The organism is Pseudomonadales bacterium, assembly GCA_041395945.1.
GTDB lineage: Bacteria > Pseudomonadota > Gammaproteobacteria > Pseudomonadales > Azotimanducaceae > SZUA-309.
Genome location: JAWKZN010000002.1, coordinates 415,800 through 430,495 on the forward strand (window position 1 = coordinate 415,800; position 14,696 = coordinate 430,495).

General features: G+C 58.3%; 8 protein-coding genes. 2 read left to right on the top strand and 6 right to left on the bottom strand.

Going from position 1 to position 14,696, the window contains the following annotated elements:
* Window positions 1-18 precede the first annotated feature (18 nt).
* Together R3E82_18585 and R3E82_18590 are read right to left on the bottom strand one after the other, a co-directional pair.
* Complete coding sequence (locus tag R3E82_18585) at window positions 19-2,451, bottom strand: serine/threonine-protein kinase (protein MEZ5552895.1); 2,433 nt, start codon at window positions 2,449-2,451, stop codon at window positions 19-21.
* A gap of 135 nt (window positions 2,452-2,586) precedes the next feature.
* Window positions 2,587-8,538, bottom strand: coding sequence for a putative Ig domain-containing protein (locus R3E82_18590; GenBank protein MEZ5552896.1), 5,952 nt, complete (start codon window positions 8,536-8,538; stop codon window positions 2,587-2,589).
* A 208-nt stretch (window positions 8,539-8,746) separates the two neighbouring features.
* Here R3E82_18590 and R3E82_18595 point away from each other — a divergent pair, with 208 nt between their 5' ends.
* The gene (locus tag R3E82_18595) at window positions 8,747-9,298 is read left to right on the top strand and encodes an ECF-type sigma factor (protein MEZ5552897.1); all 552 of its coding nucleotides are present in this window, start codon (window positions 8,747-8,749) and stop codon (window positions 9,296-9,298) included.
* Window positions 9,299-9,311: 13 nt separating this feature from the next.
* Here the strand turns inward: R3E82_18595 and R3E82_18600 are convergent, their stop codons facing one another.
* A complete protein-coding gene (locus R3E82_18600) occupies window positions 9,312-10,628 on the bottom strand; it encodes a DUF222 domain-containing protein (protein ID MEZ5552898.1) in 1,317 nt (438 codons plus the stop codon).
* Between the two features lie 375 nt (window positions 10,629-11,003).
* On the opposite strand from R3E82_18600, the gene R3E82_18605 reads away from it, so the two are divergent.
* Window positions 11,004-11,378 (top strand): hypothetical protein, encoded by a 375-nt coding sequence (locus R3E82_18605; protein MEZ5552899.1) that lies wholly within the window; start codon window positions 11,004-11,006, stop codon window positions 11,376-11,378.
* A 72-nt stretch (window positions 11,379-11,450) separates the two neighbouring features.
* Here the strand turns inward: R3E82_18605 and R3E82_18610 are convergent, their stop codons facing one another.
* From R3E82_18610 to R3E82_18620, 3 genes are read right to left on the bottom strand one after another with little or no spacing between them, the layout of a single operon-like run.
* Window positions 11,451-13,676 (bottom strand): molybdopterin cofactor-binding domain-containing protein, encoded by a 2,226-nt coding sequence (locus R3E82_18610; GenBank protein MEZ5552900.1) that lies wholly within the window; start codon window positions 13,674-13,676, stop codon window positions 11,451-11,453.
* 11 nt (window positions 13,677-13,687) lie between these two features.
* On the bottom strand, window positions 13,688-14,182 hold the full coding sequence (locus R3E82_18615; protein ID MEZ5552901.1) for a (2Fe-2S)-binding protein: 495 nt from the start codon (window positions 14,180-14,182) through the stop codon (window positions 13,688-13,690).
* A gap of 26 nt (window positions 14,183-14,208) precedes the next feature.
* Window positions 14,209-14,676, bottom strand: a complete 468-nt coding sequence (locus R3E82_18620; GenBank protein ID MEZ5552902.1) for a hypothetical protein — start codon at window positions 14,674-14,676, stop codon at window positions 14,209-14,211.
* Window positions 14,677-14,696 lie beyond the last annotated feature (20 nt).

Here is a 14,696-nt window from a genome sequence, read left to right on the forward strand (position 1 = left end):
GTATTCTTACAGGTGCTGCTACTGCACGCTGCCAGAGCGTCTCTCTTCAATCTGCTTCAGCCATTTCACTTTGCCCTTTGTCGCATAGTGATCCGGCCCAAATATATCCAGAAACTTATCATGCGACCGCCGGATCATCTCCTCAGCCTGGCTGTAGTCGCCCAGCAGCATGTGGCAATAGCCGATCGCTCCTTCAATGTCGGGAATGTTCCAGTTGTCTGGTGGATAAACCGCACGAGCAGATATGAGCGCATGCTGCAGCGCCTCGATACCTGGCTGCATACCATTCGACGCGCACAGGGCGTAGCCCAGCTTTGCCTCGAAGTAGGAAACCCGGGGGTCTTTCAGACTCATGCGTTCGCGAACATAGTCCCGCCAGGGCAACATAACCTGCACCGCCTGAGCAGCTTCACCGCGGGCGTGTAGTGCACGGCCACGATTCGCCACCAGCTCGACGACTGCAGGATGCTCTCTGCCAAAGGTGCGCTCCAGACCCGAGAGAGTCATCTGGAAGGCGGTATCGGCTTCACTATGACGGCCGGCCCAATCCAGATAGTCGACGCGGTTGGCCTGAATTGTCAAACCAAGTGAAGAGTTCAGGAAACCGAACTGCTCAGCAATTGAAAGCGCATCCGCATTGTGCTGGATCGCCTTTTCACGCTCATCCCGGTTTGCATAAACGTTAGATACTCCGTGATGGGCTGACGCGAGATCAAGGGGGAACAGAGGGTAATCCTGATTCAGCCTGATCACCGCGTTGAACTGTTCGACAGCTTCATCGCCACGACCCAGCAATGCCAGCGCACTGGCACGACTGTTGAGTCCGCTTATTCGATAACGCCACAAAGGCTGGTCAAAACCCAGTGGCGTGACAAAGGCTTTATCGACAGCCGCAAGGCTCTGGTCGAACTCACCGAGATTGAGTAATGTGGCTGCCAGCTGTTGCCAGATCAGCTCTTCATTCTCAAAGTCCTTGTCAGCTTCAAGCAATGCCTGTGACTGCGCAATGTATGTCGACGCCAGATCTCTCTCGGCTCGCCCGGCATGGATGTTGGCAAGATTAGACAGAATGAAAATCCGAGTCTCCGGTGTAACTTCCATTTCATACATGGGGTTGTTGATCGAGTTCGCGACGCTCGCTAGCGCGTCGCGAATCGAATCTGTAGCGACCGCAGACATGGGATTGTCTGCCTGCAGTACATCAGAAAGGAACTTGAGGGCGGATTGCGAGGTTGCTGTTTGGCGCTCAGCGAGCGCGCGCTGGTCATTCGCTTCCTGCAAGGCAATCAACGCCGCGATCAGCGCAGAAACTACGGCCGCGCCAGCGAAAGCCACGATACCAACCAGAACTCGATTCCGCGCAAAGAACCTCCTCAGCACGTACAGCAGGTCGTCCTTGCGGGCAACAATCGGCCGACGTTCCAGCAGACGTGTTATATCCTCTGCCATGGCGATCGCAGAGTAGTAACGTCGTTCCGGGTCGAGGTGCATCGCCGTGGCGACGATCTGGTCAAGATCAGCGTGACCGCTGTCCAGGCTTGCGGGGGATGAACTGCGTACAACCTGTGCTGCCTTGATGGGAGAAAGCCCCGCAACTTCAAACGGTCGCCGCCCTGCAAGTACTTCGAACAGTAAAACACCCAGAGAATAGACATCACTGCGGACGGTAGACGGCTCACCTTCCAGGCATTCGGGGGCGGTGTAGCTGGGCGTCATGGGCAACCCGCCATCTACTGTCAGGTCGATAGCTGAACCCGTTGAGTGTTCATTCAACTCATGCAGCAGCTTGGCAATACCAAAATCCAGAAGTTTGGGCTCACCAGCGCTGTCAATCATCACATTGGAAGGCTTGATATCGCGATGCAGAATCAGTCGACTGTGGGCGTGACCAACCGCTGCACACACCTTGATGAACCTGCGCAGCTGTCTGTTTCTTGATACGCCCGGATCGTGAGTGAACGGCGATCCATCGATGTACTCCATGACAAGATACGAGATATCGCCATCTACACCACCATCCAGCAAAGTCGTGATGTTCGGGTGGCGAAGCTGTGCCATCAAGTGTCGTTCAACATCGAAACGCTCGCGCGCACCCTTAGTCAGAGCCGAGGCACCAAGCAGCTTGATTGCCACAGTCCTTTCAAAGGCACCATCCATGCGTTCGGCCCGATAAACGCTGCCCATACCACCTTGCCCGATCAGATTCAGCAGACGGTATGGGCCCAGTTTTACCGGTGGAGACCGCGCCGGCAGACTTGTCGGGAGTTCCAGACTGTCCAGCGGCTCATCACCCGCGTGATCCCAGGTGAGCAGTTTTGTAACCCGGGCAAGGAGAGCATCGTTTCCTGCGCAGCGACCGCGCACGTAGTCCAGCCTTGAATCAGGCTCCTGCTCGAGCGCCGCCATCAGCAGATCAAGTGCTGCGCGTTCCAGTTCAATGTTTCCGGACATTATTGATCTGCGATCCAGGTGGCTAACTCATTAGCTCAAGTATGGCAGCTGGCAGGACGAATGCACTCAACGACTCCCGGTGATCCGGTCAGGCAGGTGGTCGGCCTGTCTCCGACCACCCTAAGGTACCGCCGCTCAATCTGTCTGCGGGAAAAACGGGTAGACACTGGCGTGGATTCGACCGGTTACTCGGTCCGTCAGAATCACGATCGCTGGCGCGGGGAAAGCGCCACTACGGTGGACAATCGGGAATCCGTTGCCCAGCACAACCTGGGAACAGTCGTTCACCTGGTCGAAAAAACAGCCTCGCAATACCTGGTTGGACCTGGTCTGCTGAGTACCTTCCAGGCTTCCCGCAGCGGCTTCCGCAGCGGCCTGATCAAGCTCAGCCAGCTCCTGGAAACTGGTTGGGACCTCGAAATCCGTCGCGAAATCCAGCCAGGCCTGATATCTGTCAGGGCCAATGAGTTTAATGTTGAAAGCCCGACCGTCACGACTCAGGTCAGTAGCTTCAATGATCGAATTTCCAGCCCTGAAGACATGAAAGCTCTGCGATGCACCGCTGATGATCGCAACCAGCGGAGTCACCTCATGCTCCTGTTGAAGCGCATCGAATTCAGACAATACACCTGCGGTAGAGATCAGGCGCGTGACATAGGGTACGTACAGATTCTTGATCAGATCGGTGCGTATTGCCGTCGCCGTCATCATGCCACCCAGGGTAAAAAACGTCGGCTGAGATTCCGCATAGAACGCACTGACGGACGCAATAGCGTGACCACTGGACGGCCCCGCGTCTGCAAGCAGTCCGTCTGTCACCAACAGCCCAATGATGCGAGTCAGGTCATCACGCAGCAGTTTCGGCAGCAGGTGGGACAGCAGAACGTAGCTTTCAGTATTGAAATAGCTTTGCGCGCCAACTGACAGCGGAGTAGCCAGCAGACTGCTGAATGCGCTTTCCAGCTGCTGATTGAGAAAACGCGCCCGCACATCGTCATTACGTGACGCGCTGGCATTCAACTGAACAAGAAATCGCTGACTTTCATTAATGGCATTTTCGACCTGCCGGAAAGCCGCAACACCTGCCGCCAGTTCACTGAAACCCGCGGGGAATCCCGCACCTGCCGCCTGTGTTCGATTGGGCAGAAAACCTGTTTCCGGCGCAAAGGGGTTGCGTTCGGCCAGCAGCTCAAGGTCAATACCATCGCGCAGTTCAACAAGCACGGCACCCAAAGATTCAACGGTCAGCAGATCATTGCCGCTCAGCGCCTGGGATATCGCGTTAATCAATCCGGGCACCTGCTCTACCGTTGACGCAAAATCCGCAACCGCCTCGTAGTAACTGCCGGCGGTCAGGCCACCACGCACGATGAAAGGCAGTGTTCGGCTGCCAAAAATCCCAGCATTGACCTGAAGCTCGTAAGCTCCTCTGGTGTCGGCAAAGGTCGTGGCCCCGAACGCGTCAGCCATCGGCGGTGTACCAGCCGCACCGGGCAGAGCGACTACAGAGACAGTCACCGCAGGTTGCGGCGCGGCAGGCTCGCCCTGATTATCAAATGCATTCACGCTGAGCGTCGCCACATTACCCGCGCCTATAATGACGTCCGCAAGTCCCGCTTTGAGAGAAGGTCCAGATGAAACGGTTAACGGGACAGCCTCGCCGAGGCCCGCCAGCACGCCTGGTGCACGGCCTTGCGAAGTCACGATTCCGGGAAACACGCTGTCGCTGTTAACCCGCGTTATGCTGCCCGCCGACAGGCCAACCGCCTCCAATGCCGCGGTCGCAGTCGACAGATTCAGTCCAGCAAGATCGGGCACAAAGATAGGCTGCGGGCCCAGGGAGATGACATAGTCAACTGCTGCACCCGCGCCACTTTCACTGCCACCTGCCAGGCTCTGGGAAATCACCTGGCCGGCTGGAACGGTCAGACTGAAAGCCTGCGTCACAGAGCCGATGGTAAGGCCTGCACCAGTGAGGTCCGCCATGGCATCGCCATCGTCACTGCCCAGGATATCGGGCACGCTAACAGCTGGAACGACATTCACCTGGAAGTCCTGACTGTCGGTGTTGCCGTCGCTGTCCGTAACCAGCAGCTGTATGCGAACGACGTCGCCGAGATCGGTTGTTTCCGGGGTCCAGGAAACGATCCCAAATAGGTCCACACTCATACCTGCCGGTGCATCGACAAGAGACCAGGTGAGCGTATCGCCAAAATCAGCATCCGTGGCTAACGCTGGATAGCTGTACTCAAAATCCGGCGACGCACCCAGTGGTGGCTTCGATACGATTTCCGGGGCGTTCACCGTTGCGATAGTGATGCGCACACTGGCTTCGTTGGAACTGGCGCTTCCATCGGCGGCCGTGTAGCGGAACTGATCCAGACTGGTGGCCGTTTCGCCCGGGACCACAGGAGCTGCGTTGTACTTATTCAAGCCGGGGATGAGCCAGTGGGGTCTGACCGATCGCGGTATGGTGCCATCGTCATTGACCTGGGTCGGATGATAAAAGCCCTGGTTGCGAATCTGGCGTGCGGGCGGATACGGATTTCCAGCGGTGCCTTCAAATACGCGAATCAGATCGCGATCAAACTCTGTGGGCGAAGCATCCTGGGCAAGAATCTCCGCGGCACCATCACCGTCGACATCGGCAACCGTCAGCGAGTGATACTGATGATCTCCGGAGAGTTCCAGCCACGGTTGAGAGCTGATGACGCTGCCGTCAGCGCCGTTGAGAATGTACAGCCCATTGGGCGTCAGACTTCCGTTGGAGCCACCAAAATACCAGACCAGCTCATCAATACCGTCACGGTCGAAATCGAACGCGACCGGCACCGTTGACCAGGCGTGGGTGGAGGAGGCCATTTCGAACGGCGTGCCATCATGAGTCCACAGCACACTGCCGTCCGAATCGTATGCGACGAGCCGATGAAAGCCTTCGCCGGAGGGCAGCTCGATCATCAGATATTCCGGAGCGCTATCGGCATCCAGCTGAGCGATCGTGATTTCATGATTCGCGAGGCCGCTGCGCAGAATCTGCCATTTCAGCGCGCCGGTATGCTCAAACATCCGATGCGCATCAGGATCGACAGTCAGAATTTCAGCGTACGGATCGTTGTCGAAATTCGCGATGGCGATTTTTTTGTGTTTGGGCGTGCCTGTTCCAGCCGGCAACAGAAATTCTAATGCCCCGGTATGCGAAACCACATTGTTGCCGAAGAGAATTTCGACCGTCCCATCCAGATCTATATCGGCGATCGCCCAGTGCGAGCCGCTGCGCCCGTTGGCGGTTGCTTCCAGGGGCCCCGTGTATTCCCAGAGAATCGCACCCGTTTGACCGTTGTAGGCCGTTATGTGAGCTCGACCCGTGGCACCGTTGGTACCCGGCGCACCGGTGCTGGCGACAAGAAGTTCGGGCAGACCGTCACCGTCCAGGTCCACGGCACTGGGGCCGACGCTGGAGAGTGCGTTAGCAGCAATTGTGGCGGTGGAGATCAGTTCCGACACACCTGCAGCATTCCACACCGGGGTACCGTCAATGTTGTGCGCCATCAGTCGATACTGAGTATTCGTGTTGGGCAGCTGGGCACTGCCGTCCAGGTAAGGCACGACGATTTCCAACTCGGGATCGGCATCCAGATTGACGAGGGTGAGCGCAGGGCTGACTACGGGGCGGCCAAACTGGGTGCTCAACGTGACACGGCTTTCGAGCGCACAGGTGGCAGCGTCATAGACGGAGATCGTTCGAAAAGACCAGGACACCATTTCCAGGGCGCCATCCGCATCCACATCGGCAACAGCGATACTCTGCACGCGGAAGTTGCCACCGGCTGAAACCGTCCGACACTGTTCAACGAGACCGATTTCGATCGGTGGAATCGGCGGAGGAGTATAGGTAAAGGATCCGTTACCCTGAAACGAATCCAATGAACCAAGAACGGGCAGGCTGGAACCCGCTGCAGTCAGCACGTCGCTGTTTGCATCAACATCGTTGTCAAGGACACCCGGCGCAACCACCATGAGCTGCTCCCGATGGCCGATCGTGTAGGCGTCGTCGAACGCCACGGGGGCGACTGGCGGCTCTACTACCGTGATCACAAAATTGGTCGTCGCTGTATCACCGGCCGAATCGGCAACGGTTGCGATCAGACTCACAGCACCCGCATCGTCAACATCTGGTGTCCAGGTCAGTACACCACTACGCGAATCGAATCTCAGGTCCGCCGGTGCACCGGAGAGCGTCAGCGTCAGTATGTCATTGGCGTCGGTATCATGTGCCGTGACTGTCAGCGTGATGGTCGACAGAGCGTCGACAGTCTGATCTGCAACCGGATCGATGGTTGGCGCATTGTTGACCTGTTCAGACAGGACGGTAACCATGAAACTGGTCTGTGCCTGCTGGCCACCCGGATCGGTCGCCGTCACCGTCGCACCAGCAGTGCCCACCTGAGCGACGCCGGGTGTCCACTGTATTGCGCCGGTCGTGGTATTTATCGACAGACCCGCAGGTCCGGTCGCAACACCGTAGCGAAGCGTTTCCCCTTCCGGGTCCAGCCCTATAGCGTTCAACACCAGCGTCGCACCAGTGACCGTAAACTGATTTCCAATTGGCTGCAGGGTCGGCGGTAGATCTCCCGGGCCGTTGTTCACGCTGACAAGGTAGATCTGCCGGCCGGTTCGGCCCGTAAGATCTGTGACCTGCACGTCGACGTCGGCAGGTCCCGTTGCATCAGGCACCCAGCCGATGATCCCGGTGCTGGAATTGATGGTCATTCCGGCAGGCGCCGTCAACAGAGCATAGGTCAGGGCGTCACCGGCATCGGCATCCGTTGCGGTGACATCGTAGGTGTAGTTCTGGCCTGTGCTGGCAGTCACTACCGGGGATGAGGTTATGACCGGTGGATTGCTGCCGTCGAAAGTCACGGTCACCGTCATCGTGTCAGGCAGAGAGTTCAACAACCCGTCGTTAACCGTCAGTGTGACTGTATAGATGCCCGCGACGTCTGCGGTAAATGTTGGTGAGACCGCGGCGGCGCCGTTCAGGACCGAGCTGCTGCCCGCCGGGCTGGACAGTGACCACGCATAGGTCAGAGCATCACCTTCAGCATCCGACGAAGCTGCTCCGCTCAGAGTAACAGTCTGGCCAACATTCGCAGTCTGATCGACGCCCGCACTCGCAGTAGGCGCGGTATTCGTGGGAGCTGGCTCGTCCGCTGTAAAGGTCCAGGTCAGGTCGGCAGGATTGAACAGATATCGGCGATCCTGCCGGAACTGAAAGGTGTCCGCGCTCTGGATCGAACCTGGCCCGACATTCCCGAGACTGACTGTGCCGTCCAGAATCACGGTGTTCGGTGAGCTGGATGTTACCGTGGCGACAGCGTTTTCGAGCGGGCCACCAGCATTACTGATCGAAATGGTATACGTGAAATCATATGCGCTTCGGCCGGAGCGTTGCTGGCTGACCAGTTGCTGGTCCATGACCGCAAGATCCTCAACGCTCGCGAATACCTGGCCAGCCGGGAGCACGCAGACGAGCGCAATGAGTGCCGCGCCTGATTTCGGGACCGCCATAGCGGGTTGTCGCATGAATACCAGAGAGAAAAGGCCTAATCCGAGCAGGATCAGAGACGAGGGTTCAGGCACCGCGCGCGGAGCGGCTTCGGTGAAGCCAGAACTGGTGGCAGTAAAGGAGAGGGGGTCGATGATCTCAAAATACTGCGCTGCCGGGGAGCCTGATCCCAGCCAGTCAAAGGTGACAGCGAAACCGCCGAGGATTTCACCTGGCAGGATTGCGAGTCCAAAGGTAAGCCAGTCTGCAAAACCTTCATGGGGCAGCTGGGGATCCGGCTGAGCAGCAAATCCATCCCAATCAGAACCTGGCGATGCTGAAATGCTCAGATTCTCGTAAAGCCCAAGATCAAAAAAGATCGTAAATTCTTCGATCGGGTCCGCGGTCAGATTGTTGACTGTATAGAAATACGTCCACTGGTTGCCGGCGACATTTTCTGCTTCATAGTAAATCGGATTTCCCCAGGCACCCGCCGCCCAGAAAAGCATGAGAACCGCCGGAAACGCTATACGCTGAACCAAGACTTTCTCCAGAAAACTATTTCCTGGCCATAACAACGACAAATTCACTGCAACCGGGTCACTTGCCGGCCAACATGAACAAAATCATTACATTCAGCCTAAGTTTATGAGGAAGCTTGCTCGTAGCTTTAGATGGGTCGCCTCCGCACACTAGCGGCTCACAGGAAGGCGATCTGCCCGGTTCAAGCGATTTCGCAACAGGAGAACTTTGAGCGAACCAACTCAACTACTGCGTCGATGGCAGACCGGAGACCAGGCCGCGCTGATTGAACTGATGGAGGTTGTCTACAAGGATCTGCGAACTCGTGCAGGCAAGATCCTGTCCGGTCAGAGTGCAATACGCCTCCAGCCCACCGAACTGGTCAACGAGTCGTTCATCAAGCTTGCCACAATAGAGGGGGCGGACTGGCAGGATCGCGCGCATTTTCTAGCTGTAGCAGCCAAGGCGATGCGTCAGGTATTGCTGGATCAGGTCAAATATGACCACGCCGCGAAGCGGGCGCGAAAAGATGTGACGCTCGTGACACACCATCTGGAACAGGTCGCGCCCGCTGATTTTTGCGATCTGGACGACGCGCTACGCAGGCTATCGGAAATCGATGAAGGGCTGGCTCAAATCGTGGAACTGAAGTTCTTTTCCGGAATGAGCAATCCGGAGATTGCGGCCTACACCCGGACCTCTGAAAGTACGGTTAAGCGCCAATGGAGAGCCGCCCGGGCCTGGCTGCTTGATGAGTTGTCCGTGCAACCAGAAGGTTGATGTACTGGCAGCGTCAGCCTCGATACTGCAATCTGCCCGCAGGTACCGAACGACGCGCAAACTGCAACCTGCTACGCTGCGACGGGACATCGCCGGTTTCCGCTGAAGCCGAGCTGAGATCTTCCGCTGAAGACGCGGACAGATCTTCAGCGGAAGATACTGAACGGGCTTCCGCCGAAGATTCGGTCCCTCGGCCCTCAATCGGCCGCCCGTCGGGCCGCGCGAAGTAGTAGCCCTCGGCCGTTGCCCGCAGCCTGAACCCGCCTTCATGCATCTGCCTGTGGTGATGGCTGCAGAGCAGGATCAGATTATCGAGGGAGGTTTCTCCGCCGTCGCACCAGTGCCGGATGTGGTGGGCGTCCAGCCAGCGGCTGTGATGACAGCCGGGAAACCGGCAGCTTCGGTCCCGGGCCGCCAGGGCCCGGCGGATGGCGAGGGGTACGGTGCGCTGTTTGCGGCCCACATCCAGTACTTTCTGGCCGTCCTTGAGGATCGGCACCAGAGACCCTTCACAGCACAGACGCCGGATGGTCGGTAAGGGCAGGTCCGCTTCGCCGCCGGCGCCGGATAATGCCTGCGCATCCACATGCACCAGGACCTGATAGTCGGCGGCCGTCGAGTCAGCGGCCGGGGTTGAACCGCCATCCGCCGCCCTCCCCCGCGCAACCAGTTCCATAAACGCATCCGCCCGGGCGGCTGCGGTACCTCGAGCAGGATCTTCCGGCAGCGTCTCCACCATCTGCGTCAGTACCTGTTCTACCAGAGCAAAAGCCTCGGCCGGCAGTTTCACCAGGATCTCCCCCGAATGGGGATACAGCGCCACCGACCGGGCCTCATGATCCCGCCGCGCGATCTGACCAGCCGTGCGCTCATCCCCATGGCGCAACCGTTTACAGCACTGCTCCAGCTGCTCCGCCGTCGAGGTCCGGGCATAGGCCAGCAGGTCGGCTTCGTTCGTCTCATCGGCGACGCGCGTGAGCGCCCGGACCTGGGAGTAGGACAGTTCACCCGATTGGAACGCCGCATCGATCAGAGGCACGAACCACAGCGCTTTCGCGACTCTCAATTTCTCTAAAGCCGTCGTCCGCGACAGCTTGAGTTTGAAGTCGAGCCACTGGGCACAGTCGGTGCAGCCATAGGCCTGCCAGCCCCGGCGCAGATCGAACTCGCGCAGCAGGCTCAGGAAGCGATGGGTGGCCCGGGACACATCGAGCCAGCTCGACTCCAGGGCGGATTCCAGATCATCGATGGGACCGAGGCGGACGATGGGCGACAGGCGATCGGTGTTGGCGAGAAACTCGGCACTGGGCAGCGGGGTGTAGTGAGACATGGGCGGCTCCGGCTGAAACAGATACTGTATGTACGTACAGTATTCTACGCCTGAAAGCGCGAAAACCCAATAAATACGCTGGTAAAACCGTGTCGGTACTACATCCAATCGGGCTGATTTCCGACCACAACTCCGATCAACCCCAGGAAAAAACGGGACCTGAAGCCCCGCTACCGCTTTCCATCCTGATACAGACATCCTGCGCGCTCGCACAGACAACCGCGCATCGGAACTCAAAAGATACAATTCGAACGTCGCGTACTACGCTATGCCAATGCCTGTAGACGAATCCGAATCGCACGTCACATATGCAACCCGTTAAACGTCTGCTGGAGAGAGTGGGCTTTCTTAACTCCTGGATTTCGGAGCTACCTGATGATTCGACTACTTATCTGGGCTCTTGTCCTGTTCTATCTGTTTACCGGCCTGTACATCGCCATTCTTCCTCACGACTTCTACCTGAACGCTCCAGGGGCACAGGAAACCGGTCCATACAACATGCATTTTATCCGCGACGTTGGTTTTGCATTCCTGACCAGTTCCCTGGCCATCGGCTACGGGATCTACTCCGGCATCAAGCCCCTCATGGTGTTTGGCGCGCTGTGGCTGCTGGTACATGGTCTCTTCCATCTCAGCCTCTGGGCCGTCCACGGCATGCACTTCGACAGCGCGGCCGCTATCGACATGGTTGTCGTCTCCATACCGGCTGTTGCAGCATTCGTTCTATGTGCGCGTTACAAGGCAGCGTGAAGCTGGGGAGGGTCCTGCAGATGATTTCGAGAAGAATCGCCCTCCTCATTACCGTATTCACCACCTCAGCCGTTACACGAGTTTAAACCCCGCTTCACTCAGCGGCATCGATCGAATGCGCACACCAGTGGCAGCATATATCGCGTTTGTCACGGCCGGTGCCAGGGGAGGCAGTGCGGGCTCGCCCAGGCCTGTGGAGGGGTTGTCACTCTGAATGAAGTGCACGTCGATCTGCGGTGTTGCAGCGATCCGCATGACAGGGTACTGATGAAAGTTGTCCTGCTGGATCACGCCAGCTTTCATGGTGATCTGCTGCAGGGCCATGGTGCTCAGCCCGTCGACAACGGATCCCTGAACCTGACTGATCGCACCGCTCATGTTGATGATCGGACCGACGTCCACAGCCACTGTCACTTTATCCACACTGAAATTCCGATCTGCATCCACGGACACTTCCACAATCTCGGCGATGTGCGCCGCATGACAGAAGTAGAAGGCCATTCCCTGGGCTGAGCCTTGCGGCATCTGCTTACCCCAGTCCGCTTTCCGGGCCGCGAGTTCTATGACGTCGATGGCCCGGCCCGTGTTGAGCGCATTCACATTGCCTTCGCTGACCCAGCGCCTGGGCAGCATGAGCTCCCGCAGGAACTCCACGTGATCGCGCCCGGCGAGCACGGCCAGTTCGTGGATAAAGCTCTGCTCAACAAAGGCATTGGTATTGGATCCCGGGGCACGCCAGGCCCCGCAGGGTGTGGCGATGTCCATCATGGTCTGGCGGACGCGCGCGTTGCTCAGTGCAGCCATCGAAAATTCATTGCCCGCCAGGCCGGATCCGATTACCGGCCTCGAACCTTTCCTGAACCCGATGTAATGCTGATCCCATGCAACCAGCTTTCCTTCCGGATTGACGGCCGCCTTCATGTGCTCAAAACCACCGGCCCTGAAGAAGTCGTTATGAATGTCATCGGTCCGGGTCCAGGTGAGCTTTACCGGAACGCCACCGCGGTGCGAGATCGCCATCGCTTCGGCGGCGAAGTCGTGAACGGCACGGCGGCCGAAACCGCCGCCCAGGCGTTTCAGATTCACCTTCACGTTGGCTGGATCGACTCCGAGCATGTTCTGCGCGATCTCTTTCACCTGGGCAGGAAACTGACTGCCCATCCAGATCTCCAGAGTATCCGGCGCACCATTGGTTCCTTGGCGGTAATCGGCCGTGCAGTTCATGGGCTCCATGCAGACGTGGGCCACAAAGGGGAACTGGTAGAAGGCTTCCAGCTGCCGATTTCCGGCTTTTGTCAGCTGCTCGTCCACGTCTGATCCGGCCTTGCGGATATCACCACCGCCTTCACGCGCAATCTGCTGAGCACGCTCAATCATGCTCGACCAGTCATCCTCAGATGCGGACGATTCATCCCACTCAACCTCGAGTCTGGTTTTTGCATCCAGCACAGACCAGGTGTCGTCTCCGATGATCGCAACCCCGCCGCGCAGCGAAGCCAGCCCCTCCAGAAACTCCATCGAGGCTTTGCCGGAACGCTCGTCAGGCTGAAGAATGAAGGCGTCAGTGATCCCCGGCAGTTTGCGGATCTCTGCTTCATTGAAGCTGACAGCGGTGCCGCCGATCCTCGGGCAGCGCGTATAGCTGGCGTATTTCATTCCGGGAATATCGACGTCGATGCCGAAGTCGGATCGGCCGGTTGCGATCACCAGATTGTCCACACCCCCGACGGATGTCCCGATAATCGTGTAGGAACGCGGATCCTTGAACGAGAGGGTTTCCGGATCCGGGACGGGCTGTTCGGCAGCAAGTGCTGCGAGCTGGCCGAAAGTTCGACGCTCGCCGGATGCGTGGATCACCTGGCTGTCTTTTGCTTCGAGGTCTTCCCGATCCACTTCCATGAGCAATGCAGCTGCACCGATCAGCATTTCCCGGGCCGAAGCACCCATGCGGCGCATCGTGCCGATATCTCTGGGAATCGACGTGGAACCACCGGCACCCTGGAGCCCGTATTTCTGCTGGTCGACCGGCGCCTGGATGACCCGCACATCCTCCCATTTCGCGCCCATCTCTTCGGCGATGATCATGGGGAGCGCCGTGGTCACCCCCTGTCCCATCTCCGGCAGGCTGGAATAGATGGTGATTTCACCGTCGGAGGCGATCTGCACGAAGACGTTCAGTTCCTTCGAATCGATGATCGTGCTGGCTTCCGCCGCCAGTGCAGATCCGGGTAGGCTCAGCTCGAGCATCAGCCCGCCGCCGGCCAGTGCCGATACCTTGAGCAGGTTCCGTCTATTCATCCGTATGGCACTCATCCCTGGACTCTCCTGTCCGAGTGGTGGTCGACGCTGTAGTAGCCGGCTGCCGTGTGCACGGCCTGTCGAATCCGGATGTAGGTGCCGCATCGGCAGTAGTTGCCGGACATTGCCGCATCGATGTCCGCATCGCTGGGTCTGGCGTTCGTTGCCAGCAGCGCCGCCGCCGTCATGATCTGCCCGGCCTGACAGTACCCGCACTGGGGGACATCGTGTTCGATCCACGCGGCCTGCAGCGGGTGCAGATCACCGCTATCTTCGAGCCCCTCGATCGTCGTAATCGGGCCCTGCACGGCTGAAACGGGCAGCACGCAGGAGCGGACGGCCGTGCCGTTCACATGAACGGTGCATGCGCCGCACTGGGCGATACCACAGCCGTATTTGGTTCCCGTCAGTTTCAGTTTGTCGCGCAGCACCCACATGAGCGGCATATCAGGACTGACGTCAACCTCATGCACTACTCCGTTCACCGTCAGTTTGAACTTACTCATCCGTGTCTCCTCATCGATGAAGCCTGTCAGATCCGATCCAGCCGGAACACAGAGATCTGTCCCTGCGCCTCCTCGATCGATGGGAAACCGGCGACGATGTCCGGGTAATCGGGCCGATACTTCTCCACATAGGCGTTCAGCACAGGCTGCCAGCCCTCGGTGACCGGCGTAGCCCGAAGCGAGTAGGTTGTATCACCCAGGCGCATCTCGACCGGACCGCCACTTCCCAGCATCCTGACCCAGCCGCTGTCGCTGGCGCCGACAATGTGCAGATCACCGGCGTGTTCTATGACCCATATGATTACGACACGGGGCAGAGCGCCTGGAACTTTGAGTCGGATCTCATGAACGGATGAAGTGTCCGGCCATTGTGCAGGCACTTCGGCGGAGGTTCCGCCAATGAAGACGCCGGGCAACGGACCTATGGGTGCGGCAATCACCACCACGACCAGAATAGCCGCAATGGCGAGCAGCGCGATCTTCAGTACTTTCATAAATTTTTCTACATTGAAAA